This window comes from Arthrobacter sp. 08Y14 (assembly GCF_002929455.1).
Taxonomy (GTDB): domain Bacteria; phylum Actinomycetota; class Actinomycetes; order Actinomycetales; family Micrococcaceae; genus Arthrobacter_B; species Arthrobacter_B sunyaminii.
On the sequence record NZ_PJIX01000001.1, the window covers coordinates 61,600 to 86,233 of the forward strand.

Below are 24,634 nucleotides of genomic sequence, written 5' to 3' on the forward strand. Positions count from 1 at the left end.
TCAAGCTTACCTTCTATCGGGAATCAACGCAGGGCGGCCTACACCCCCACCGGGTTCCCGGCAGAGAAACGGACGGAAGACCCGTTGCGCCCCTTGGTGATCTGCAGCTGCGCCCCGATCCGCTGCTTCATTTCCGCCACGTGGCTGACCAGCCCCACTACCCGGCCGCCGTCGCGCAGTCCTTCCAGTGCGTCCATGACCTGTTCCAGGGAGGTCTCGTCCAAGCTGCCGAAACCCTCATCAACGAACAGGGTCTCGATGCTCACACCCCCTGCTTCCTGCTGGACAACGTCGGCCAGGCCCAGAGCAAGGGCCAAAGATGCCATGAAGCTCTCGCCACCCGAAAGAGTGGAGGTGTCCCGGTGCTGTCCGGTCCAGGCATCAGTGACATGCAGGCCCAGTCCGGACTTCTTGTTGCCGGCGGTGGAGTCGCTGTGCACCAGGGCGTACCGGCCGCCCGTCATCGCCGACAACCGTTCAGTGGCAGCCGCGGCCACCTGCTCCAGGCGTGCAGCCAGCACGTAGGTGCTCAGTGTCATCTTGTAGCCGTTCTCCCCTCCCCCGCGCGCTGTGTCGGTGACAGAGCGCAGAAGGTTGTACCGCTCCTCCAGCGGACGGATCCGTTCGGCGGCCGCTGCCAGTTCCATTCCATAGGACTGCAGCGCCTTGGTGGATGCTTCCAGCAGACCCAGCTGGACCGAGCATTCCGTCAGTCGGGTGCGGGCGGACGCAGCGGCGTCCGAGGCGAGGACCAGATCCTCCTCTTCGGGCACCGGAAGGGGTTCGCCGTCCCCGTCCACATCGGCTGCCGAGTCCTCGCCTTCGCGGCGCAGAACCAGCCGCTGGCCCTCCTGGTCGTACCGGCTCACGGTGAGTTTGGCGTCGGCGGCGGTTCCCTCATCCAACAGGGCTCCGCGCACATCCTGAACGGTGTCGAAGTCGGAATCCCGCAGCCGGGCAGCCAGGTCGTCGTCGGCCTCGGCTGCGTTGTCCCGCGCTGTCTGCAGCTCGGCAAGGGATCGCCGCGCCGTACTGATGAGGGTGCGGAGCCCGGCAAGGCAGTTCACTCTCTCGGCGAGTGTCGCGAAACCGTCGCGGGCAGCCTGCACACGGCCGGTGAGATCGGCGATCCGGCGCTCTGCCGACAGCTGCTGCTCCTGCGCCTGCGCGGCAGCAACCAGCGCTGCGGCCGCTTCCTCGGCAAGGTCGTCCAATTTATGGGTCAGCTCCGCGCAGCGCGCGACGGCGGTGTCCAGTGCTGCGGCAGCAGCCACAGCCGCCGCCAGGGCACTCTCTGCTGCTTCTTCCTGTGCCTTGGCTGACTCCGCATCCCCGTCACCGCCCTGGATCCGCAGTTCGGCGAGGCGGCGGCTGTCCTTGTCCGCGCGCAGCCGTGCGGCTTCGAACGCGGCTTCCGCGGACCGGGTGAGCCGGCGTGCCTCATCCTCGTCCTGCTTGGTGACGGCGTTTTCGCCGTCGGGCAGGGCAGCCGGGGCGGGATGAACGCTGCTGCCGCAGACCGGGCAGCCCTTCCCGTCCTCCAGCCGTCCCGCCAGCTCCGCTGCTGCTTGATCCAACCGGCGCTGCTGCAGGTCCTGCCATGCCTGGCGGAGGTCCTGGTAGGTTCCGCGCAGGCGTGCCGCCTCCGCCTCGGACTCTGCAGCGGTGACAGAGGCATGCGCGTATTCGCTGATGGCATGTGTCAGGGCACGCGCCCGGTCCACCTCTTTCTGCGCGGTTTCCTGCCGGGAGGCCTGCTGCCGGAGCGATTCCAGTTCCCGGGTCACCTCGGACTGTTCGGCACGGAGTGTCTCCCCGGCAGCTTCGGCTGCAGCGGCCGCGGCCCGGCTGGTACTGCCCCGGTTAACCGCGTCAGTGAGCTCCGCTTTCAGGTCGCCGATGCGTTCTTCCTCGGCCAGCGCAGCTTCGGCGGCGCCAAGCTCCGCGGTCAACCGGTCCTCGGCGGCTAGCAGCACCGGCGCAAAATCGCCTTCCGCCGCAACCGTTTCGGTGAGCCCGAACCCTGCTGCCAGAGCATGCCCCAGCAGCGCCTCCTGTGCCTGCCCCGCCGTTTCCTCCCGAACCCGAAGCCGTTCCCGGGCGGTGTCGACGGCGCGGACGAAACCGCTCAATGACTCGGCCCGAAGGTGCCGTTCGAGGGCCTCGCGCACAGGTTCCACTTCATCCCGGCGGGCGGCATGAGCCTGTTCATCACGTTCGAGCTGTTCCCGGGCAATGCCGCGCGCACGGCGCGCTTCCAAGTCCGAACGGGTGTGCTCCGCTTCCCGGAGTGCAGCGGCAAGGACTGTGTGCTCTTCCCGTGCAGCCTCCGTACGCGCCGCGAGCAGCCGGCGGAATTCTTCCACCCCGGCCGCCTCGCCGGTTCCGGGCTGATCTGTTTCTGCGTCCCCTCCTGTGTCTGGGGCAGCGCCGTCCGCATCCTCGGCAGTGCTCTCCGCCCAGCGCTCCATTTCATCGCGCGCCCGGCGCATCACATGCTCGCTTTCGGCACGGGCGGCGTTCAGCTCGTGCTCGGCTACGGTGAGATCCGCCTTGAGCTGGGCTTCAATATTCTCGAACCTTGTGGTGCCGAACAGTTTCTGCAGGAGCGCGGACCGGCTGGCGGCGTCGGCCTGCAGGAAGGCAGCGAAGTCTCCCTGCGGCAGCAGAACCACGCGGGTGAACTGCTCCTTGTCCATGCCCATCAGGGCCCTGATCTCGATGCCTGCTTCATCATTGCGGGCGGTCTTCTGGATCCACTCCCCGTTCACGAGTTCGCGGAGGGTGGTCTTCGCCTGCTCGAGCACGGTTTTGCCGGTGCCGCGCTTGGCCGGACGGTCCCAGGCCGGGGTGCGCACCACTTCGAAGCGGCGGTCCCCGGAACTGAACTCGCACAGGACCTCCGGTGCGGTGTCCGGTGCCGCGTGGTCGCTGCGCAGCCGTTTGGAGGTTTGCCGGGAACCGGGGACGGATCCGTACAGGGCGTAGCAAATGGCGTCCAGGATGCTGGTTTTTCCCGCACCCGTGGGTCCGTTGAGCAGGAACAGTCCGTGGGCTCCGAGCTCATCGAAGTCGATGACCTGCCGGTCCGCGAACGGTCCGAAGGCCTGGATTTCCAGCCGGTGGATCCTCACTGTGCAGCCTCCGATGACTGCACCTTGGACAGGACTTCGGCGAAGAGCTTCTTCTCCTGCTCGTCCGCCTGCCGGGAGCGCACATGGTCAAGGAACCCGCAGCAGATCTCCAGGTCATCCGTGGCCCGGGCCAGCCGCTGGCTGTACGTCTGGTTGGCCGTGCGCGGCCCGGACGCCGGATCAAAGGTCAGCACCAAGGTGTCCGGGAAGCGGGTGCGCAGCCGCTCCATGGCTTTGGCGGGACGTTCGTCGTCGGTCAGGGTGATCTGGCAGTAGGCGCCTTCGGCGTCAGCGAGGCCGGGATCTGCGAGCAGGTGCTCCAGTGTCCCCCGCAGGACCGCCAGCCGGCGCGGGGCAGGCCACAGGACCGGTTCCACCGAAACCAGGCCGCCGGCGTCGAACTCCACCAGCAGTCCGCCCTTCTGCTGGCGTGCCTCGGAGAAGGAGTACGGCAGCGGAGAACCGCTGTAACGGACGGACGGGCTCAGTTCCTGCCGGCCGTGCAGGTGGCCCAGGGCGGTGTAGGCGAACGAGTCAAAGAGGTCCAGCGGAACGGCACCCACCCCGCCCACGGTGAGGTCCCGCTCGCTGTCCGTGGTGATGCCGCCGCTGGCGAAGACATGCGCCATGACCACGGGGTGCACTGGCGTTCCGTCCGCGGCCCGGCGCTGCACATCCTCCCGGATCCGGCGGACGGCTTCGCCGATGACGGTTTCGTGGTGCGGCGTGTCCACTCCCAGCTCCGGGGCAGCCAGCCGCGGTTCAAGATAGGGGATGCCGTAGACCGCCACGGGTGGACCGCCGGTTTCCAGCAGGACCGGGTCCGGAATCTCAGTGATCCGGGTCCGCAGGTACACGCCGCCGCGTTCGAAGATGCGGCTGCCGAAGCCGAGGCGGGCCGCGGAATCATGGTTGCCGCTGGAAAGGATGACTTTGGCGCCGGCAGCGGTGATGCGGTCCAGGGCCGAATCCAGCAGGCGGACGACGTCGACCCCCGGGAGTGCGCGGTCGTAGACATCTCCGGCGATCAGGACCGCGTCCACCTCCCGCTCACGGACCGTCTCCACGAGCCGGTCGATGAACTGCTGTTGGGCGCTGAGCATCCCCACTCCGTGGAAGGAACGGCCCAAATGCCAATCGGAGGTGTGCAGTATTCGCATACCAACAAAACTACATCGCTGCACTGACACTCCCCGGACACCGCGGACATGACAACGCCCACCCCTGTGTGCGCCGCAGGACGGCGGGAGGGGCGGGCGTTGGCGGTGACCTGGGGACGACGAGTCGAGGCAGCCCCGGCGTGTCCCAGCACCCGGTTTAGTGCCGACCGGTACCCGGGCGGCCGCCGTCGTCGTCGCCGTCAAAGAACCCGCGGGCGTCGTCGTCATTCTCCCGGGGCATTTTAGTCGGTGCCGCGGCTGATGCGCCCGCCGCCGTTCCCGTTGCGGTGCCGGACGGGTGCTGTGCCTTGGCCTCCTCAACGTCGGCGTTATCGAGCTCATTGGCATCGTCAGCTTCATCGGCCTCGTCGGCCAGGAAATCCACATCCTCGTCTGTGTCGTCACCGTGCTGCGCATCGGAAACGCTCAGGTCGACGCTGCGGTAGATCAGTCCGGCAATCAGGGCACCCAAAACCGGGGCAGCCCAGAACAGCCACAGCTGCTCCAGGGAATCGCCGCCCGCAAAAATGGCTGCGGCGGTGGAACGGGCCGGGTTCAGGGAGCCTCCGGTGATCGGGGCCAGAATGCTGAGCAGGACCGCGTAGGTCACGCCGACGGCGAAGGCCGCCGAGACAGCGGGAATCCGGCGGGCGGAGGCGCCCAGGAACACGGCAACCAGCAGCGCGGTGGCCACCACCTCGGCGAGCAGCGCGCTGGCGAGCGGGAATCCCAGCTGGTAATCGGTACCGTAGCCGTTGGCCAGCACGCTGAAGATCTCGCGCGTGTCAGTCAGCTCAGGATGGTCCTGGAAGAGGACCCACAGGATCAGGTAGGCCAGGAGCGCACCGATGAGCTGTGCCACGACATAGACGGGAAGTGCTTTCCACGACGTGCGGCCGGCAGCGGCGCTGCCCAGGCTGATGGCCGGGTTGAAGTGTCCTCCGGAGACGTAGCCGAAGGCGACCATGGCGGCGGCCGCGGCGAGCCCGACACCCAGCGGGGAAGAAATTCCTCCGGTTCCGCTGAAGATCGCCACGGCTGTTGCGAAGACCAGCAGAAACGATCCCACGCCTTCCGCGATGCTGCGGCCCAGCAGCCCGTAGCTGTGCAGCCGCCTGCGGGGTGCGGTATGGGCGGCGGGTTCTGCGGCGCGCGCGCCGCCGGCGGAGATGGGCTCGGGATTCATTGGCAAAGGTGTCCTCTTCCTCGTTGGTGGAGCTCAGCTTCTTCCGAAGCCAAGCAAACTCACCCAGCTTTCCATTTCCCGCTGTGAACCAGCTGGGGACTCGCTGGGCCTGCATGCTCGATATGCTGGAACCGTGAGCTTGAACCCTGAACAGTCATCTGCCCCTGACCCGTCTCTCGGCGGGTCCGGCGCGGCTTCTTCCCATCTTCCGCGCAATGGCCAGTCAGGAAAAGTGCTCGGCTGTCTGCTGGGCGGAGCCCTGGGTGATGCGCTGGGCTATGCGGTGGAGTTTTCCCGCCTGCCCCAGATCCGCAGCGCCTTCGGTCCGGACGGCCTCCGGGACTTTTCCGTCCTGCCGGCGCCTGTTCCGTTTTCCGATGACACCCAGATGACCCTCTACACGGTGGACGGACTCCTGGAAGCGCTGGAATGGGCCAACGCAGGCCTGGGCGCCGACGAAACAGCCTGCCTGTGGCTGGCCTATCTGCGCTGGCTGAAGACCCAGGGCGTCGCGCTTGATCCGGGGGCGCCCAGCCCTCCGGCCCGGTGGATTGATTCCCAGACCGTGCTCCACCACCGCCGCGCGCCGGGGAATGCCTGCCTGTCCGGGCTGTCGGGGCCGGACATGGGCACCAAGTTCCGGCCGGTCAATCCGGATTCCAAGGGCTGTGGAACGGTGATGCGTTCGGCGCCCTTTGGGCTGCTCCCCTATGTGGAGACCGAAATGGTGTACCGGCTCAGCGAAGATGCAGCGGCACTCACGCACGGGCATCCGTCGGCGCTGCACAGCGCTGCAGTGTTCTCGACCCTGGTCCACGACCTTCTGGACCCGGCGGCTTCCCTGCAGGACGCCGCAGAGACGGCGCTGGAGCGGGCCGGAGGCAGCGGAGTGCCCGAGCTGGCAGAGCGGCTGGCCGCCGCCGTGTCCCTGGCCCGTTCCGGCCCTGTCCCGCCCGAGGAGCTGACCAGCACCCTGGGTGAAGGGTGGGTGGCTGAAGAAGCGCTGGCGATCGGCCTCTATGCGGCCCTGGCGACGGCGTCAGCCGCCACGCCGCAGGAACATTTCCGTGCCGCCCTGGCACTGGCCGTGAACCACGACGGCGACAGCGACTCCACGGGCTCCGTCACGGGCAACATCCTGGGCACGCTGTACGGCGCAGAAGCGCTGCCGGAAGAATGGCTGGCCGCCCTGGACGGCCGCGAGGTTATTGAGGAGCTGGCCCGGCAGTTTACCGCCGCAACCACCGCGGGCTAAGCAGGGTCAAGCCTGCCGGAGCGTTGCGGGCCAGGTCCCGTCGAGCATGCGCAGGAACTCCGGTTCGGACAGCACCTCAATGCGCTGACCCTTGCCGTGCAGGTCCAGGACCCGGCGGGCCTTGCCCGTCAGGACGCCGTTGCGCAGGTCCCCGGCTTCAAAACCGTCTCCCATTACCAGCACGGTGGTGGCCCGGGTGACGTTGGACGCGGGCTTGGCACCAAGATCAGCGGCAAGCTTCTTGGCCGACTCGCGGGACATGCCGAGGTTTCCACTGAACACCACGGTTTGCCCGTACAGCGGGTGGCTGCTGTCAGCGAGCAGGTTGGGCGGCGGGTTCTCCCCTTCCACCGGCCAGCCTGCCCATCCGGTGGCGGCAGCCTTGGTTTCCGTGCCGGTTCCGCGTTCCAGCGCTGCCCGGGTCGCCTTGGACAGTGCGTCGACGCCGGGGATGTAGGCAGGCAGCCGGGACGGCACCATGCCCTGGACGGCGAAAAAGCCGGGCATGTCCGGGGCGCCGCTGCGGCGCACGATATCCAGCATGATCCCCGCGCAGGCCCGGGCGTCCTCCACGGCGTCGTGGTGGTTCTTCAACGGTACTCCTGCGGCCTCGGCCGCGAACGGCAGGGAATGCGACACCAGGGAATAGGTCCGGCGGGAATGCACCACGGAACAGGTGTAGTCATAGGCCGGTCCGGGCAGGTCGGAGACCTCCAGCGCGGAGCGGATGACCCCCATGTCAAAGGCGGCGTTGTGGGCCACCAGCAGGTCCTCGCCGATGAACGCACCGATCTCCGGAAACAGCTCCCCGAAGCGGGGGGCGCCGGCCACCATCGGGGCTTTGATGCCGTGGATGCGGGTGTTGCGTGGATCGAAAAAGTCATGGCCGGCCGGCGGCCGCATCAGCCAGGACACTTCATCAACGATGACGCCGTCCCGCACCTTGACCAGTCCCACCGAACAGGGCGAGCCCCTGAATCCGTTGGCCGTTTCGAAGTCGATGGCCGTGAATTCAATTCCCACGCGGTGTTCGGTTCCTTAGTTCTGTTCAGATCTAGTTCTGTTCAAGCGGGTTCTGCGCAAACACACGTCTGTGAGGGCAGACGGTGCTGCGGTCCTTTGGTAAGGCAGTGCGGCAGAGGGCTGCGGAGCCTATTCGCCGTCCACCGGCTGGACCGGAGGGGCTGCCTTCTTGCGCCGGTGCGAGCGGACCTTGCTCACCACGTACCACGCAGCAACCAGGACACACGCCACGATGACGATCTTCTGGAAGATCCCGGCGTATTCCTCCACCACGTGCCAGCTCTCGCCCAGGTAGAACCCGGCAAAGACAAAGATGGCGTTCCAGATCAGGCTGCCCGCCGTGGTCAGGCCCAGGAACTTCCAGATGGGCATCCGTTCGATGCCGGCGGGAATGGAGATGAGGCTGCGGAAGATGGGAATCATCCGGCCAAAGAACACCGCCTTGTAACCGTGGCGGTTGAACCAGGCCTCCACCTTGTCCACGTCCTCCAGGTCCACGAGGGGAACCTTCGAGACCAGGGCACGCATCCGGTTCCGGCCCAGCCAGGCACCGAGTCCGTACAGTGCCCAGGCACCCACGACAGAGCCGAGGGTGGTCCAGATCAGGGCTTCGATGATCGAGAAGTTGCCCTGGCTGGCGGTGAATCCGGCCAGGGGCAGGATCACCTCGCTGGGCAGCGGCGGAAAGAGGTTCTCCAGGGCGATAGCCAGGCCCGCGCCGGGAGCACCGATGGTCTCCATGACGTTGACGGCCCAGTCAGCGACCCCTCCCAGCGCCGATCCGTCGGTATTGGCGGTGGCAACTGAGGCAAGGATCTGTGTAGTCATATTGACCCCAATTCTGCCTTACGGAGGGCCCCCGGTGGAAACCCGACACTGCGCGGCAGTCTGCTCAGCGGGTTTTACCGGGGTGGCCGGGGCCGGAACGGGGGCACGGCAGGGACCTGCCCGCCGTTTCCCGGGGCGGCCTTAGGCCAGGGCCGCCACGATCGCCGGGAGCAGGGCGCGGAAGGCCTGTCCGCGGTGGCTGATGGCGTTTTTCTCCTCCGGCGAGAGCTCCGCGCAGCTGCGGTCATATCCCTCCGGTCGCAGGATCGGGTCATAGCCGAATCCGCCGTTTCCGCGCGGTGCTGTGAGAAGCGTCCCACGCAGTTCGGCCCGCTCCACCACGGTGTGTCCGCCGGGCAGGGCCAGCGCCGCGGCGCAGACGAAGGCTGCCCCTCTGTGCTCGTCCGCTATGTCCGACAGCTGCGCCAGCAGCAGGTCCAGATTGGCGGCGTCGTCCCCGTGCCGTCCGGACCAGCGGGCGGAGAAGATGCCCGGGGCTCCGCCCAGGACGTCCACGGCCAGCCCGGAATCGTCGGCGATGGCCGCCAGACCTGTTGCCTCCGCCACCGCGCGGGCCTTGAGCAGCGAGTTGGCCTCGAAGGTCACGCCGGTTTCGGGAACATCGGGAACTCCTGCGGCGGCCGCATCAATCACCTGGGTGTCGACGTCGAGTCCTTCGATCCGTCCGCGCAGCAGTTCGCGCAGTTCCCGCAGCTTGCCGGGATTCCGGGTGGCCAGGACGAGCCTGGCGCCGGCGGGAACGCCGGTGCTCACGCGTTTTCCCCGCGGGATTCACCCAGGGTACGGCGCTGGATTTCAGCCAGCTCGGACGTACCCAGCAGGGCCAGGTCCAGCAGGGCGTTCAGCTCGTCGCGGTCAAACGGTGCACCTTCAGCGGTGCCCTGCACCTCTACGAACTTGCCGGAACCGGTGACCACCACGTTCATGTCGGTTTCGGCCCGGACGTCTTCCACATAGGGCAGGTCCAGCATGGGCACACCGTCGATGATGCCCACGCTGATGGCCGCCACGGTGTCCAGCAGGGGCTGGGCGTTGCGGGCAATCAGCTTGTTGTCCCTGGCCCATGTCAGGGCATCGGCGAGGGCCACGTAGGCGCCGGTGATCGCGGCGGTGCGGGTGCCGCCGTCGGCCTGCAGGACATCGCAGTCCAGGACGATGGTGTTCTCACCGAGGGCCTTGGTGTCGATGATGGAGCGCAGTGAGCGGCCGATCAGCCGGGAAATCTCGTGTGTGCGGCCGCCGAGCTTGCCCTTGACCGATTCGCGGTCATTGCGGGTATTCGTGGCACGCGGCAGCATGGCGTATTCGGCGGTGACCCAGCCCTTGCCCTCGCCCTTGAGCCAGCGCGGAACACCGGCGGTCAGGGACGCGGTGCACAGCACCTTGGTGTTGCCGAACTCGATCAGCGCCGAACCTTCCGCCTGCTTGGACCAGCCGCGGGTAATGGTGATGTCACGCAGCTGGTCGGGGGTCCGGCCGTCGGAACGGACGACGGCGGAGCCTGCGGAAGGCATGGAAGAGGCATTGTTTGCTGCTGTAGTCATGCGCCCAGTCTATCGGCCGGCATTCTCCGGACCGGCCCGACTCCCGTCAGCTTTACCTCCGGACGCGCCGCCTTACGGAATGTCCGCGGCTACTGCTTGATCCGGCGGTGGACTTCCGCGGTTTCACGGATGAGGCCGCTGACTCATCGTTATCTGCGGGCACCAACATGACGGCTGCCGGGTAGCGCATATCGACCGCTGCGGTGCTCTGGCCCGATGCCGCAGCCTGCCCGGCGGGTGAAGCATCTGATCCATACATGTCGATGGAGGGCGGGTCCGGCAAACTGGCGAGCTTCTTCACCGGAGCCGGTGTTTCACGGCCCAACTTTCCGTCGAGGGTGACACGCAGCCGCGCAGCCGAAATGTCCCGCAACAGTTTGTTCAGGAACTCAGCTGCCTCGTTACGGCTCAGCTTGTGCATTTCGCTCATTGCCGCCCTCTCGGTCGCCCGCGTCGTTCCCACTCTGCCCCTCCCCGCCTGCCTCGTCCACAACCCGCTCAGGACTTCCAATGGGCTCAGGGCAGCCGCGATTTCCCACCACGCCGGATCCTCACGGATAAGTTCCGTCGCCTGACGTGCGATCTTCTCGAGCTGATGCTCATCCATTACGGGCAGCCTAGCTGCCGTCCTGCCCGTTCGGGGTCAGCTTGAGCACAGATACTGAGCGTGGCCTCTGCAGCCGGGACCGCCTACGGGTTATCGCTAACCGGCCGGCAGAACCCCCGGATTCATGGCCAGCGGCACGGTGAAGGGACTGCCGACGTCATAGGAGACGCCCGCGACGGCGACCGCCAGGTCCCCCGCGTAGGTTTCCCGGGCCTCGGCAACGGACACGGTTGCGTCATTCCACACCGGAAGGTGGGTGAGCAGCAGCCGGCGCGCATTTGCGGCTGAAGCCGCGGCACCTGCCCGCTTTCCGGTCAGGTGAACACCCTCGATGGCGTCATCCCGGCCTTCATGGAAAGCCGCCTCGCAGAGGAAGACGTCGCTGTTGCGGGCAGCCTCCTCCAAACCTGCGCAGGAATCCGTGTCTCCGGAATAGGCCAGGGTGTGGACCACGGGATTTCCTTCGGCGTCGACACCGGTGGCCTGGACCCGCAGCGCATATGCTTCGTCCGCGGGATGCCGCACCGGATACGGCGTGACCGTAAAGGGGCCGATGGTCACCGGCTCGCCGCTGGTCCAGTGGTGAAACTCAAAGTCCTCATGCATGCCCGGGTCAGCGGGCAGCCCGTAAGCGGTGGCCATGCGGTCCGCCGTGTCCCTGGGGCCCCAGACGAGGATTCGGTCCCGGTTCCAGCCGGCCGGATCCCAGTGCACCGCCACATGCAGGCCGCACAGATCCATGCAGTGGTCCGGATGCAGGTGGGTCAGCAGGACCGCATCGATGTCGCGCAGGTCCATGTAGCGCTGCAGTGCGCCCATGGAACCGTTGCCCAGATCCAGCAGGATGCGCCAGTCGCGCACGCCGTCATTGGCGGTCACGAGGTAGCAGGAGGCGGGAGAGGCCGGTCCGGGAAAGGATCCGCTGCAGCCCACTATGGTCAGTTTCATTTAGGTGCCGTTCCGAAGGGCGCCGTGCGGCCTTCCGTTTTCGCGGTGGATGGAGCGGGCTGCGGCAACCATCTCCGGGGTGACCCGGGCCATGCTGCCGGTTGGATAGTGTGCGGCCACGTTCTCGACGTGTTCAACGCTGAGGACTTCGGGGCCAAGGAAACGGCGGGCGAGCAGTTCAAACGACGCCGCGTCCCCCGTGGCCACGAAATGGTGCTGCGGGGCGGTGTCCGCGGTGCGCTGCAGGTTATGCGAAATGAGGGCCCGGTAGACGTCCTTGGCGGTCTCCTCGGCGCTGGAAACCAGCGTGACGCCGTCGCCCATCACGTAGGAGATCACACCGGTCAGCAGCGGGTAGTGGGTGCAGCCAAGCACCAGCGTGTCCACGTCACGGGACTTCAGCGGTGCAAGGTACTCTTCGGCGGTGGCCAGCAGGTCCGGGCCGGCAGTGACTCCGGCCTCCACAAACTGCACGAAGGCCGGGCATGCCACGGATGCGATCTTGAGGTGCGGTGCCGCAGCGAACGTGTCGTCGTAGGCGCGGGACCCCACAGTGGCTTCAGTACCGATCACGCCCACCCGGCCGGAGCGGGTGGCTGCCACGGCACGCCGCACGGCCGGCTGGATAACCTCAATGACAGGAATGCCGTAGCGGCGGGTGTAACGCTCGCGGGCATCCCGCAGCACAGCGGCAGAAGCGGTGTTGCACGCGATCACCAGGAGCTTGACGCCGGAATCCACCAGTTCGTCCATCACGCCCAGCGCATTGGCGCGGACTTCGGCAATGGGCAGGGGGCCGTACGGTCCCTTGGCGGTGTCACCCACGTAAAGAATCGACTCATTGGGCAGCTGGTCGATCACCGCGCGGGCAACAGTCAGTCCACCCACTCCGGAATCGAAGATGCCAATGGGTGCATCCTGGCGCTGTGCGTCCTTCAGCGGTTCTTTCGTCAGCGTGGAGTTACCCGGGTCAGAGCTCATAATGTATCGACAATAGCCCTCGCGGGCCCCGGCGCGTACTCAGTACAACGTGCTCTTGATCACAGCAGGGAACGAATCATGGACTGCATCAATGTCTCCTGGAGCCAGGTGACGAAGTTGTAAACCAAGGCCAGGTAGCCGTCTACATCCTTGGCCTGGGAGGGGTCAGTGATCCCGTGCAGCCGCTCGGTGTCTTCATCGGTCTCCAGCCCGAGCCGGTCCGCCAGCACCAGCCGCACATCGTTGAGTGCACGGGCAAAATACTGGGCCTGCTCGGCATTGAGCAGCACGTGTTTGGACTCCAGAAGCACCGACGCCGCCCGCAGTGCCCCGGTCTTGTTTTCCCGTAGCGAGCGCTCGGTGAGGCGGCGGAATTCCAGGGCTTCGCCGTCGTCGCCCTGCACCCCGTCCGGCAGCAGACGGCGCAGCGCGGAGTCATCCGGCACACGTGCGCTCGTGTCCAAACCCACCATGGCAGCCAGCGGGTCCGCATCGGCGGGGGTCTCCGGTTCCAGCATCTTCAGCACATCGGCAAACAGGCTGCGCAGCAGCTCCCGCTCCCCCGCATCCAGCGATGCCGAAATGCCCTTGCGGGTGGATTTGAATCCGGTAGCCACGTCTGTTCCTATCCGCCGGCGGTGCCGGCCTGTGCTGCATTGGCCGCTGTTGAGGGCTGTTTAGGGCTCGTCGGTCTTTTGGAAGGTGGCCCAGAGACCGAAGGAGTGCATGGCCGTGGTGTCGCGCTCCGCGGACTCGCGGGAGCCGGCGGCAACCACCGATTTGCCCTGCTCGTGCACTTCCATCATGAGCTTGTTGGCTTTGGCCTCCGAATACCCGAAGTAGCTGCGGAACACGTAGCTGACATAGCTCATCAGGTTCACCGGGTCATTCCACACGATCACCACCCACGGCACATCCTTGCCAACGAGGGACTCCGTATCGGTACGCTCGATGGTGTCGGTGCCCGCTGAAGTGCTCAGGACAGCGCCGGGTGCAGTGCTCAACGTCATGACTCCAATTGTAGGTTGGACCCGGTTGCCGAACCGCCACCGGATGCCTTCTACTCAATAAGCGAACGGGGGATAGAGTTTTGACTGTGAACAGCCCTTCAACGTGGCGCCAACCAAATGCCGCCCTCTATACAGACCATTACGAGTTGACCATGCTGCAGGCCGCCCTGCACTCGGGCACGGCCTCCCGCCGATCAGTGTTCGAGGTCTTCGGCCGCAGGCTGCCCGACGGACGGCGGTACGGCGTGGTGGCCGGCACCGGCCGGATCCTTGAGGCCCTCACCGCCTTCCGCTTCGGCGAGGACCAGCTGCAGTTCCTGGCGGACACCTCCGTAGTGGACGGGCCCACCCTGGAATGGCTGGCGGACTTCCGGTTCTCCGGCAACATCTTCGGCTACGCCGAGGGCGAGGCATACTTTCCCAATTCGCCAATCCTCACGGTGGAGTCCACCTTCGCCGAAGCCTGCATCCTGGAAACCCTGGTGCTCTCGGTCCTGAACCATGACAGTGCCATCGCTTCCGCGGCGTCCCGCATGGTCATGGCTGCCGGCGGCCGCCCCTGCATCGAAATGGGCTCGCGCCGCACGCACGAGGAATCCGCCGTCGCCGCAGCCCGCGCCGCGATTATCGCCGGCTTCGACAGCACCTCCAATCTGGAGGCGGGACGCCGGTACGGCCTGAAGACCGTGGGCACCGCAGCCCACTCCTTCACCCTCCTGCATGACACCGAGCGCGATGCCTTCGAAGCCCAGGTGGGCTCCCTTGGCGCCAATACTTCCCTCCTGGTGGACACGTACGACGTCGAAGCCGGCGTGCGCAACGCCGTCGCCGTCGCGGGACGGAAACTTGGCGGCGTCCGGCTGGATTCCGGTGACCTGGTGGCCCAGGCCCGCTGGGTTCGGGAGCTGCTGGATGACCTCGGCAACACGGAAACCCGCATCATGGTGACCTCGGACCTGGACGAATACGCCATTGCCGCCCTGGCTTCTGCTCCGGTGGACGCCTATGGTGTGGGAACCTCCCTGGTCACCGGGTCCGGGGCTCCGACCGCCGGCATGGTCTATAAGCTGGTCAGCCGGGAAGGGGACGACCATGAGTTTGTCTCCGTCGCCAAGGCTGCCAAGAACAAGGCATCCCGCGGCGGCAGAAAGTACGCCCTGCGCCGGCTCGATGAGCACCGAACGGCCACGGCAGAGGTCATCGGCATCGGCCACCGGCCGCTGGATGACGGCAATGACCGTCCCCTGCTGGAGCAGTTCGTTGCCGACGGCGAGATCCTTCCCGGCTGGACCGGGGCTGAGGGCGTGGAGCGTGCAGTCAAACGGCACACCGCGTCACTGGATGAGCTGCCCGATGCCGTACACCGCCTGCAGCGCGGCGAACCGGTGATCCCCACAGAATACGAGGAGGAAGTATGACGCGTGCCCTGATTGTTGTTGATGTCCAGAACGACTTCTGTGAAGGAGGTCCTCTCGCCGTTCCCGGCGGTGCCGACACGGCGTCTGACATCACTGACTACATCGAGACGACGCTGGGCCGCTATGACGTTGTGGCCGCCACCCAGGACTGGCATATTGAGCCCGGCGCCCACTTCTCCGACACCCCGGACTACAAGGAGTCCTGGCCGGTGCACTGTGTTGCCGGCACAATCGGAGCCAACCCGCACCCGGACCTGGACACCGAACACATTGATGCCTTCTTCCGCAAAGGCCAGTATGAGGCCGCGTATTCCGGCTTCGAAGGGGTGCTTGCCCCGGAAGACGAAGTGCCTACGGGCGATCTGGACGCGGCCGCCGCACCGGCTGATCCGGCAGAAACGGTAAGCCTGGATGACTGGCTTCGGGAGAACGACGTCGATGAGGTGGTCATTGTGGGCCTGACCACCGACTACTGCGTCCGGGCCACCGCGCTGGATGCCGTCGCGGCCGGCTATGACACGTATGTCATCCCCGAACTGTGCGCCGGAATCGACCGCGCGGATACCCGTGCCGCGCTCGCCGAGCTGGAAGACGCCGGAGTGGAGCTGCTGGACCTGTAAGCCCTGCCGGCCGGCATCGTCGGCACGTCGGCAAACAGCAGAAGAGGTGCCGGAGCGAGTTGCTCCGGCACCTCTTCTGCGTCCTGGGTGTGCACGTATGGCAACCTCAGCTCGGGGCCACCCGCCAGAGCTGCACACACGGGGCGGGGCTGGACCTCTCGACCCACCAGAACTGCACACCAGATCCTCCGTGTGGATCCTTCGTGCAGATCACGGGGCTTGCCGAAATCTCTCGTGCAGATCCCGGGCCCATAACGGCAAAATTCTCATGTTTGCGCCCGTTATATGCACGAAGGAATCGCGGTGCCCTGGTTTAGGCCCGTTATCTGCACGAAGGATGATCGTTGAGACCCGCTCCGGTGTGCCCCTATGGCCTCAGCGCACTGGAACCCGCCAGAGCTGCACAGTCGATGGTAGCCAGGGGTCCTTTGTGCGGATCAGGGCCCCAAAGTCGCTCGACCGGTGCTTTGGACTCGCCGTCTGCCCTGATGCTCCGGGTTGAGACCTCTCTAGTACAGATAACGGGCCTAAACGTCCCCCATGAGCCCGTTATCTGTACTGCGGACGCCTAACCATGGACCGGACCAGCCCGCACGGCGCCGGCGCCGGCACACAACAACGGCGGGTGCCGGCTCCCGAAGGAACCAGCACCCGCCGTCGTCGTTCCGGTCTGTTTCGCTACTTGCGCCCGATGAACCAGTCCTGCAGCTTCTTCAGCCGCTGGTTGAGCTGTTCCTCGTTGGCCTGCGCCACGGGCGGTCCGCCGCAGATGCGGCGCAGCTCGCTGTGCACCATGCCGTGCGGCATACCGGAGCGGGCAGACCAGGCGGAGACGTTCTTGGCCAGCTGGCCGCGCAGTTCGGTGAGCTGCCGGTGGTCCATGACCGCGGGGGCCGCTTCGGGCTCGGGTGCTGCAGCAGCCTTCCGGCCGCGGCGGGACTGCTGCTCCTGCTGGCGCTGGCGCAGCAGCATGCCCACCTGGTCTGCGTCGAGCAGACCGGGGATGCCCAGGAAGTCCTGTTCCTCTTCGCTGCCCAGCTCTCCGCCGGTGCCGAATTCGCCGCCGTCGAACAGTACGCGGTCAAAGGACGCCTGGGATTCCAGTGCCTCGAACTTCTGTTTGGTGAGGGAGTCCGACGCCTTTTCCTCCCGGTTGGCGGCCTCCATGAGACTGTCCTCCAGCGCGAACCCTTCCTCTTCGAGGTGGTTCTCCGGGCGGTCCAGGGCGTGGTCGCGCTCCAGTTCCAGCTGGTTGGCCAGGGCCATCAGGTTAGGCACCGAGGGCAGGAACACCGACGCCGTCTCACCGCGCTTGCGGGCACGCACAAACCGGCCCACGGCCTGGGCAAAGAACAGCGGGGTTGCCGTGGAGGTGGCGTAGACGCCCACCGCCAGGCGCGGAACGTCCACGCCTTCGGACACCATGCGCACAGCCACCATCCAGCGCCGGTCTCCGGCGGAGAATTCGTCAATCTTGTCCGAGGCCTTGGCATCATCGGAGAGGATGACCGTGGGAGACTCCCCCGTGATCTTCTTCAGCTGGCCCGCATAGGCACGCGCGTCGTCGTGGTCCGTTGCGATCACCAGTCCGCCGGCGTCGGGCACTGCCCGGCGTACCTCGGAAAGCCGGCGGTCCGCAGCTGCCAGCACCGCAGGAATCCATTCACCCGTGGGGTTCAGCGCCGTGCGCCAGGCCTGGGCCGTGATGTCCTTGGTGACGGCGGCTTCACCAAGGGAGGCGGCCATTTCATCGCCGGCACTGGTGCGCCAGCGCATGGTGCCGGAGTAGGCCATGAACATCACCGGACGCACCACGTGGTCCTTCAGTGCCTGCCCGTAGCCGTAGGTGTAGTCCGCCTTGGACCGGCGGATCCCGTCGCGGTCCTTTTCGTACTCCACAAAGGGAATGGCCGCGGTGTCGGAGCGGAACGGCGTACCGGTCAGGGACAGGCGCTTGACGGCCGGTTCAAAGGCCTCGCGGATTCCGTCACCCCAGGACAGGGCGTCGCCGCCGTGGTGAATCTCGTCCAGGATCACCAGGGTGCGGGCCGCTTCGGTCTTGGCGCGGTGCAGCATGGGCTTGGAAGCCACCTGGGCGTAGGTCACTGCCACGCCGATGAAGCCGTCACCGTGGCGGCCGTCAGCATTCTTGAAGTTGGGGTCCAGGGCCAGGCCCACCTTCGCGGCGGCGTCAGCCCACTGGCGCTTGAGGTGGTCGGTGGGCGCGACGACGGTGATCCGCTTGACGATCCCGCGGTCCACCAGCTCGGTGGCCACGCGCAGGGCGAAGGTGGTCTTGCCTGCGCCGGGGGTGGCGACGGCGAGGAAATCGTCGGCGTCGGAGGCAAAAAATTTCTCCAGGGCTTCTGCCTGCCATTGGCGAAGCTTCGGGGCGGTGCCCCACGCGGCTCGCTCCGGGTAGGCGGGCGGCAGGGCCGGTCCGCCGAAGAGGGTATCTGGGCTCACGCTGTGAACGGCACCTTTCCTGTGTTCGGGGTAACAATTGCGCTGCGCGCACCGGAGACAATCCCCAGGCACGCAAAAATGGCCAGGACAAGCCACATGACGCGGAAAACGCCGGCTTGTCCGGAAGCGGCGGGGTCCTGCAGGAGGGCGAAGAGAATTCCCGCCACTGTGGTTCCCGCAACGGCTCCGAGCTGGTCGGAAATCTGCAGGGACGAGGAATTGCGTCCCCGGTCCGCGGAAGTGGACAGAGCCAGCACCATCACGGAAGTGCTGGACAAGGCCAGGCCCATGGCTGCTCCCGCGAAGGACCACACCAGGACGATCACCCAGAAGGGGACCGACGGCGAGGCAAGCAGCCCGATTCCTCCCACGGCCGCGGCCAGCATGGTTGCGCCGATCACCAAAAGCCGGTGACGCCGCCCGCCGGCACGTGCCTGCAGGAAAGAACCCACAGCCCAGCCTACCGCTCCTGCGGTCAGTGCCAGTCCGGCAGTGGCGGGGTCCACACCGTGCGTGGCCAGCACCATCAACGGCAGGAAGGCCTCCGCTGCCACGAATCCGGCACTAAGCAGGCCGCGCGTGGCGACCACGCTGGGCAGTCCGCGGGACAGGCGCAGGGTGCCCGGCGGCAGCAGACGGCCCAGCGCGACACCGGCCGCTCCTGCTCCCGCCGCAGCTGCGGCCCACAGCAGTACGGCGCCCGACGACGGCACTGCGGCCGCGCTGCCCGCCCACTGCGCGAGGAACACGGCAGCGGCCAGCACCGTGCCCCAGAGCGCGCGGCGGCGCCCTGCTGCTGCGTCCATTGCGGGGCTGGCTGGCGGACCCAGGCTGCGGATCCGCGGCCAGACCATCAGTCCGGCAACCAGCACAATGGGAATCACAGCGGCAAAAACCCACCGCCAGCTCACGTACTGCGCCAGCAGGCCCGCGGCCAGCGGACCCACCATGGAAGGCAGGATCCAGGCCGCCGCCAGCCAGCCAAAAATCACCGGTTGAAGCGCCGACGGGTAGATCTCGCCAATGATCACGTAGACCGCCACGATCATGGCTCCCCCGCCGAGCCCGGATACCGCCCGGCCGGCGGTGACAATCCAGAATTCCCCGGCCAGGGCCGAGAGCACCAGCCCGGCGGTCATCAGCAGCATGCCCCCGGCAAGCGAGGGCAGCGGCCCCTCGCGGTCACACCTGCTGCCGGCAACCACGGTGCCCAGCAGCGAGGCGGTGAGGAACATCGAAAATGCCAGCCCGTAGCCGGCACCCGCCGAGAGTTCCGCTGCCACCACGGGCATCGCCGTCGTTACCGCCATCGCTTCGAAGGCGGAACAGGTGATGATCGCCAGAATGCCCAGGGTGAGGGCCCGGTACTCTGCAGACATTGCGCCTGCGGGCCGGCGCTGCGGAGCCGAACCGCTCATGGACGCACCGGAATTATTTCTTGCCGTCCTTGGGCGCGCTCAGCCCGTCGTAGATTTCCTTGCAGGTGGGGCACACGGGGAACTTCTTCGGGTCGCGGCCCGGGGTCCACACCTTGCCGCACAGGGCGATCACGGGTTCTCCCGAGAGCGCGGACTCCATGATTTTTTCCTTGCGGACATAGTGGGCAAACCGCTCACTGTCGCCAGGTTCGGTGTACTCGCGCTGTTCTTCGCGCTCGATAACGGCGGTGGAACCGCCGCCGTCGTCGAGGCGGCGGGCAGGGTCGTTTTCGAAAGGATCGGGAGGAAGACTCATGGCTCCCATCTTAGTACCAGGGGTCATTTGTTCACGGATACAGCAGCCAGAAGCTCCGGGGCGCGGCGGTCCAGCCAGCGGCCGCCAATCCGGATCCCGGCCAGCAGCAGCCCGGCTCCGAGCACCACGCCGGCGGCCAGGGTGAGCCAGCCGAGCAGTGCACTGCCCGTCACGAGGGCGGCCACGGCCAATGCCAGCACCGGCAGCACGATCACCACCTGAGCCAGCATGCCCAATCCCTGGACAAGGACGGTGCGCCCGCCGGAACCGGGCGGCGTCTTGAACGCGTTCTCTCCCGGCAGCGGCACGTTGTAGGTGTAGCGGGCGGACACCACGCTGCACAGGCCCAGCCCGCTGAGCAGCACCCCCAGTGAAACACCCAGCAGCACCGGCAGCAGGTCCGTTTGCCCCAGCAGCACGCAGGGCAGCACGGTGGCGAGCAGCACCGTCGGCACGCCGAAGGCGGCACAGGCAAGGACACGGCCGGCGCGGTCAGCGGCGCCGGTAACCCCGGTGCTGATGTGCAGCGCAAAGGCGGTGTTGTCATACGCCACGTCGGCCGAGATCCCGAAGGCCAGAAGGAAAGCCACCAGCGGGCCGATGAGCAACGGCACCACAGGAGTGCCGCCGGTGTTGTTGACGAAGAGCAGCACCACCACCAGCAGCGGAATGATGAGCAGGGAGGCGCCGTAGCGCGGATCCCGGATCCAGTAGGTCAGGGCCCGGGCCGCCACTGCACCGGTGGGGGTCCCCGGAAACAGTCCAAAGAAGCCCAGCTTGCCGCCCTTACGCCGGGCTCCGGCGTTGTAGGGAGGCGTGACCAGCGCCCGGACGAGGAGGACTTTCCAGGCCCAGACCAGCAGGGCCAGAAAAACGACGGCGATGGCCAGCTTGGCGGCCGCGGTTCCCCACTGGCCCAGGGCAACGTCGCCGGGGACGGCCCAAACAGCTCCCAACGGGGTCCAGGACAGTGTGCCTGCCAGGGAAGGAAGGTACTCCCCTGCACCGCTGACACCCGAGCTGATCCCCCCAATAATCGGTCCCAGCAGCATCAGGGGAATGATGAGCAGAAGACCGGTGATGTCTTTGAACCGGCGGGAGGAAGCCAGCGAGGTACTCGCCGCCACGGTGACCCGGGCAGCAATGACACAGGTGAAAACCGCGATGAGCGCGGTCAGGAGACCGGCCGCCACTGCGGCCGGAGAACGCCACCACACTGCCGCCGAGGCAAGCGCGGCCAGGACGGTGACCACGCCGGGAATCCCGATGAGACCGCCCAGTGCCAGGCCGGTTAGCAGCTTCGGCAGGGGAACGGCAAACGTGACGAAGCGCGCCGGGTCCAGGGTCAGGTCCACACCGGTGGCAAGGATCGGGATCAGCGCCCAGCCCAGCACGGCGGCGGAACCGGCCAGCACCGTAGCTGTTCGGGCCAGCTCCGGATCGATCGTGCTCAGAAGGAACAACCCTGCGAAAAGCAGGGTTAGAACCGCAATTCCATACAGTGCACCCAGGACAATCCCCACGATCTGCCAGGGGCTGCGGCGCAGGGAGTTGCGCAGCAGGGTCAGCTTAAGCCTTACGAGGTGCGCAACCACGGCAGTCCCTCCGAGTGGGTGCGTCCGCCGACGAGCTGCACGAACCGGTCTTCCAGGGATTCGCCGCCGCGGACCTCGTCCACGGTTCCAGCCGCCAGGAGGTTGCCGCCGGAAACCACAGCCACGTGGTCACACATGCGCTGGACCAGGTCCATCACGTGGCTGGAGACGATGACGGTGCCTCCGTTGGCAACATAGCCGGCGAGGATGTCTCGGATATTGGCGGCGGAGATGGGATCCACCGCTTCGAATGGCTCATCCAGCACCAGCAGCCGCGGCGCGTGGATCAGTGCCGATGCCAGCGCAATCTTCTTGGTCATTCCGGCGGAGTAGTCAACAACGAGGGTGCCGGCGTCATTGGCCAGGTCCATGGCTTCGAGCAGGTCCTGCACCCGTTCGGCCACGGTCGCGCGGTCCATGCCACGCAGCAGGCCGGCATACGTCACCAGCTGTTCGCCGGTGAGCCGGTCAAACAGCCGTACGCCGTCCGGGAGTACTCCCATCAGGCGCTTGGCCTTCAGCGGCTCCGCCCAGACATCCGTGCCGTGCACCCACACCTGGCCATGCTCGGGCCGCAGCAATCCGGTTGCCATGGACAGCAGGGTGGTCTTGCCCGCACCGTTGGGGCCGACCAGTCCGAAGAAGGAACCCGCCGGGACGTCGAGGCTGATCCCGTTGACGGCAATTTTCTCGCCGAAGCGCTTCGCCAGTCCCCGAATTGCCAGGGCGGGGGCAGCGGGAACGGCCGAGGTTTCCAGGGGCAGGGAGTCGGTCATGTGAGCACCACTTTCGTCATGCCACCAACCTACCCCCGGGCTCCCGTCCACGGATCAGCCGCAAGGACCAGAATCGCGCCGAGTCCGGGCGGCGAAACCCGCCTTCCGGAGTAGGGGGCCGAAACAAAGCCGCATCGCCGGGACAACCGAACCGGCAAAGGCGCCTTTTCTCGCCACGCGGATCGGATCGGACCTTCGCCAAGCTAACCCAAAGGGCTTGCAGGCTACGGCTGGCGGGCCCGTTCATACTGCGGGGCCCACGGCAGCTTGGCGTCCAGCGTGTCGGCAGCATGCAGCCACCAGTGCGGGTCGCTGAGCGCTGCCCGCGCAATAAGGACCGCGTCGGCACGTCCCTCGCGCAGTATCTGCTCGGCTTCCGCCGCTGTGCGGATCAGGCCGACGGCGCCCGTGGGCACGCCTGCGTGCTTCCGCACGTACTCCGCAAAACCGGTTTGGTATCCCGGCCCCACCGGTATGGAAGCCCCCGGAACTGCCCCGCCGGTGGAAACGTCCACCAAGTCCACGCCCTGGTCACGGGCCTGGGCGGCCAGCCGGGCTGAAGTGTGCTCGTCCACCCCGCCGGCGGTCCAGTCCGTGGCAGATATGCGCAGCAGCAGCGGCATGGATTCGGGGATGACCGCACGGACGGCGTCGATGACCGCCAAGGTGAGCCGGTTGCGGCCCTGCTCCGACCCGCCCCAGCCGTCGGTGCGGGTATTCACCAGCGGCGTCAGGAACTGGTGCAGCAGGTAACCGTGGGCGGCGTGGATTTCAATGGTGTCGAAGCCCGCCTCAACGGACCGTTTGGCAGCGACGGCGAAGTCATCAATGACCTTGCGGATGCCTGCCTCGTCCAAGGCCTCCGGTGCGCCATAGCGGCCAAACGGCTCGGCGGTGGGACCAACGGTGAGCCACCCGCCGTCGGCCTCCGGAACAGTGCCGCTGCCCTCCGCGAAGGGAGCATAGGTGGACGCTTTGCGCCCCGCGTGGGCCAGCTGCACGCCGATCTTGGTGTCCACGGCCCCGTATTTGTGCACAAAGCCGATGATCCTGCGCCAGGCGTCAACCTGTTCCCGGTTATAGATTCCAGTGTCCTGGGGGCTGATCCGGCCCTCGGGACTGACCGCTGTGGCTTCGGTGATAATCAGAGCCGCTCCCCCGGCGGCGAAGGAGCCCAAATGCATCAGATGCCAGTCATTAGGCACTCCGGGAGCGTTGACCTCGTCGGCGGAGTACTGGCACATGGCGGCAACCCAGCCGCGGTGTGCCAGCTCAAGGCCCCGGAGGGTCAGGGGATCAAACAGGCCGTGGAACTGGTGTGCCGCCGCCTCGGTCATACCGGCGGGCCTAGAAGAGTGCCCGGGCCAGGGCGGAGCGCGCCTTGGTCACCCGCGGGTCGGCGGTGCCCACCACTTCAAACAAATCCAGCAGCCGCAGCCTGGCCCGCTCACGGTCTTCGCCGAAGACCCGGGAGATCAGGCGAACCACACGGGTGAAGGCATCTTCAACGTGGCCGCCGGAGACATCCAGGTCAGCGACCGCCAGCTGGGCGTCGACGTCGTTGGGGTTCTCCGCGGCATCGGTGCGAAGCTTCTCCGCGTCGACCCCCTTGAGCCGGGCCATCAGCTCCACCTGGGCGAGCCCGGCCTTGGCTTCGGCGTCGGCAGGCTGCTCGGCCAGCGCTTTGCGGTAGGCCGCGGCAGCGCCGTCGTAGTCTCCTTCAACAATGGCGTCGTAGGCTTCCTGGTGCAGCGGCGGAAGGGGTGCATCCTCCGCAGCTTCAGCGCCTCCGTCCTCATTCAGGGAACCGGTGACACCGTTGGCCGCGGCGACCTGGAGCAGCTCGGCAACGAGGGCGCGGATCTGTTCCTCGGGCACTGCACGGTCAAAGAGCGGTACCGGCTGGCCCTTGAGGACCGCAGCGACCGTGGGCACTGCCACGGCCTGGAATGCCTGGGCAATCTGGGGATGCTGATCCGCGTCAACCCGTGCCAGCAGCAGCTTTCCGTCCTGCTCCGCCACGATGTTCTGCAGCACCGCACTGACCTGCTGCGACTCCGGGCTGCGGGCCGAGTAGAGGTCAATAATCACCGGCACCTGCGCGGAGAGCTGAACCACCTGGGGGAAGGACTGCTCGGTCACCTCCACGATGTACGGGCTGGCACCACCCGCAGCCGCTGCCGGCGCGCCCGGAGCACCGGCAGGTGCCGGCGGCGCAGCCGCCTTGGCTTTTAGCGCGGACAGGTCAACGGCTCCCCGCAGGTTCATCGAGGAAGGGGCCGGTGCGGGGCGGTGGTTCGGAGTGCTCATGGCTTCACCTTATTACGC

The 24,634-nt window shown here is 66.8% G+C and carries 22 protein-coding genes; 3 read left to right on the forward strand and 19 right to left on the reverse strand.

Annotated elements, in window-relative coordinates; translation table 11 throughout:
* Nucleotides 1-38: 38 nt before the first annotated feature.
* The 3 genes from CXR03_RS00270 to CXR03_RS00280 form a co-directional block, all read right to left on the reverse strand.
* On the reverse strand, nt 39-3,134 hold the full coding sequence (locus CXR03_RS00270) for an AAA family ATPase (protein ID WP_104101196.1): 3,096 nt from the start codon (nt 3,132-3,134) through the stop codon (nt 39-41).
* The gene (locus CXR03_RS00275) at nt 3,131-4,294 is read right to left on the reverse strand and encodes an exonuclease SbcCD subunit D (RefSeq protein WP_104101198.1); all 1,164 of its coding nucleotides are present in this window, start codon (nt 4,292-4,294) and stop codon (nt 3,131-3,133) included. Before CXR03_RS00275 ends, CXR03_RS00270 begins: the two co-directional genes overlap by 4 nt.
* A 157-nt stretch (nt 4,295-4,451) precedes the next feature.
* Nucleotides 4,452-5,480 (reverse strand): MIP/aquaporin family protein, encoded by a 1,029-nt coding sequence (locus tag CXR03_RS00280; RefSeq protein WP_104101200.1) that lies wholly within the window; start codon nt 5,478-5,480, stop codon nt 4,452-4,454.
* A 232-nt stretch (nt 5,481-5,712) separates the two neighbouring features.
* On the opposite strand from CXR03_RS00280, the gene CXR03_RS00285 reads away from it, so the two are divergent.
* Nucleotides 5,713-6,735, forward strand: coding sequence for an ADP-ribosylglycohydrolase family protein (locus CXR03_RS00285; RefSeq protein ID WP_258073518.1), 1,023 nt, complete (start codon nt 5,713-5,715; stop codon nt 6,733-6,735).
* Nucleotides 6,736-6,741: 6 nt separating this feature from the next.
* On the opposite strand, the gene CXR03_RS00290 is transcribed toward CXR03_RS00285, so the two are convergent.
* The 9 genes from CXR03_RS00290 to clpS all read right to left on the reverse strand — a co-directional run bounded on the left by CXR03_RS00290 (nt 6,742) and on the right by clpS (nt 13,697).
* On the reverse strand, nt 6,742-7,758 hold the full coding sequence (locus CXR03_RS00290; RefSeq protein WP_104101203.1) for an exonuclease domain-containing protein: 1,017 nt from the start codon (nt 7,756-7,758) through the stop codon (nt 6,742-6,744).
* A 129-nt stretch (nt 7,759-7,887) separates the two neighbouring features.
* A complete protein-coding gene (locus CXR03_RS00295) occupies nt 7,888-8,586 on the reverse strand; it encodes a DedA family protein (protein ID WP_104052427.1) in 699 nt (232 codons plus the stop codon).
* Nucleotides 8,587-8,727: 141 nt separating this feature from the next.
* Nucleotides 8,728-9,360 carry an RdgB/HAM1 family non-canonical purine NTP pyrophosphatase gene (gene rdgB / locus CXR03_RS00300; RefSeq protein WP_104101205.1) on the reverse strand — a complete coding sequence of 211 codons (633 nt, stop codon included), beginning with the start codon at nt 9,358-9,360 and terminating at the stop codon, nt 8,728-8,730.
* Nucleotides 9,357-10,121 (reverse strand): ribonuclease PH, encoded by a 765-nt coding sequence (gene rph, locus CXR03_RS00305; protein WP_104102713.1) that lies wholly within the window; start codon nt 10,119-10,121, stop codon nt 9,357-9,359. The genes rdgB and rph overlap by 4 nt, the downstream gene beginning before the upstream one ends.
* Before the next feature lie 82 nt (nt 10,122-10,203).
* On the reverse strand, nt 10,204-10,758 hold the full coding sequence (locus CXR03_RS00310; RefSeq protein WP_104101206.1) for a hypothetical protein: 555 nt from the start codon (nt 10,756-10,758) through the stop codon (nt 10,204-10,206).
* Between the two features lie 96 nt (nt 10,759-10,854).
* Nucleotides 10,855-11,706, reverse strand: coding sequence for an MBL fold metallo-hydrolase (locus CXR03_RS00315; RefSeq protein WP_104101208.1), 852 nt, complete (start codon nt 11,704-11,706; stop codon nt 10,855-10,857).
* Nucleotides 11,707-12,687: a glutamate racemase gene (gene murI / locus CXR03_RS00320; RefSeq protein ID WP_104101209.1), complete on the reverse strand. Its 981-nt coding sequence runs from the start codon at nt 12,685-12,687 to the stop codon at nt 11,707-11,709.
* A 59-nt stretch (nt 12,688-12,746) separates the two neighbouring features.
* Nucleotides 12,747-13,304 (reverse strand): DUF2017 domain-containing protein, encoded by a 558-nt coding sequence (locus CXR03_RS00325; protein ID WP_104101210.1) that lies wholly within the window; start codon nt 13,302-13,304, stop codon nt 12,747-12,749.
* Between the two features lie 60 nt (nt 13,305-13,364).
* Entirely contained in the window at nt 13,365-13,697 is a 333-nt protein-coding gene (gene clpS, locus CXR03_RS00330) for an ATP-dependent Clp protease adapter ClpS (RefSeq protein ID WP_104101212.1), read from the reverse strand.
* A gap of 86 nt (nt 13,698-13,783) precedes the next feature.
* Here clpS and CXR03_RS00335 point away from each other — a divergent pair, with 86 nt between their 5' ends.
* The gene (locus CXR03_RS00335; RefSeq protein WP_104102714.1) at nt 13,784-15,115 is read left to right on the forward strand and encodes a nicotinate phosphoribosyltransferase; all 1,332 of its coding nucleotides are present in this window, start codon (nt 13,784-13,786) and stop codon (nt 15,113-15,115) included.
* A complete protein-coding gene (locus CXR03_RS00340) occupies nt 15,112-15,735 on the forward strand; it encodes an isochorismatase family protein (protein WP_104101213.1) in 624 nt (207 codons plus the stop codon). The genes CXR03_RS00335 and CXR03_RS00340 overlap by 4 nt, the downstream gene beginning before the upstream one ends.
* Before the next feature lie 678 nt (nt 15,736-16,413).
* Here the strand turns inward: CXR03_RS00340 and CXR03_RS00345 are convergent.
* The 7 genes from CXR03_RS00345 to CXR03_RS00375 all read right to left on the reverse strand — a co-directional run bounded on the left by CXR03_RS00345 (nt 16,414) and on the right by CXR03_RS00375 (nt 24,616).
* Complete coding sequence (locus tag CXR03_RS00345; protein WP_104101214.1) at nt 16,414-18,201, reverse strand: DEAD/DEAH box helicase; 1,788 nt, start codon at nt 18,199-18,201, stop codon at nt 16,414-16,416.
* Nucleotides 18,198-19,580 carry an MFS transporter gene (locus CXR03_RS00350; RefSeq protein WP_181034455.1) on the reverse strand — a complete coding sequence of 461 codons (1,383 nt, stop codon included), beginning with the start codon at nt 19,578-19,580 and terminating at the stop codon, nt 18,198-18,200. The genes CXR03_RS00345 and CXR03_RS00350 overlap by 4 nt, the downstream gene beginning before the upstream one ends.
* A 52-nt stretch (nt 19,581-19,632) precedes the next feature.
* Nucleotides 19,633-19,944 (reverse strand): DUF3039 domain-containing protein, encoded by a 312-nt coding sequence (locus CXR03_RS00355; RefSeq protein WP_104052437.1) that lies wholly within the window; start codon nt 19,942-19,944, stop codon nt 19,633-19,635.
* Nucleotides 19,945-19,958: 14 nt separating this feature from the next.
* On the reverse strand, nt 19,959-21,530 hold the full coding sequence (locus CXR03_RS00360) for a transporter (RefSeq protein ID WP_104101217.1): 1,572 nt from the start codon (nt 21,528-21,530) through the stop codon (nt 19,959-19,961).
* Complete coding sequence (locus CXR03_RS00365; RefSeq protein ID WP_104052439.1) at nt 21,512-22,306, reverse strand: ABC transporter ATP-binding protein; 795 nt, start codon at nt 22,304-22,306, stop codon at nt 21,512-21,514. The genes CXR03_RS00360 and CXR03_RS00365 overlap by 19 nt, the downstream gene beginning before the upstream one ends.
* Nucleotides 22,307-22,530: 224 nt before the next feature.
* Complete coding sequence (locus CXR03_RS00370) at nt 22,531-23,643, reverse strand: NADH:flavin oxidoreductase/NADH oxidase (protein ID WP_104101219.1); 1,113 nt, start codon at nt 23,641-23,643, stop codon at nt 22,531-22,533.
* Nucleotides 23,644-23,653: 10 nt separating this feature from the next.
* Complete coding sequence (locus CXR03_RS00375) at nt 23,654-24,616, reverse strand: tetratricopeptide repeat protein (RefSeq protein ID WP_104101221.1); 963 nt, start codon at nt 24,614-24,616, stop codon at nt 23,654-23,656.
* Nucleotides 24,617-24,634: the final 18 nt, after the last annotated feature.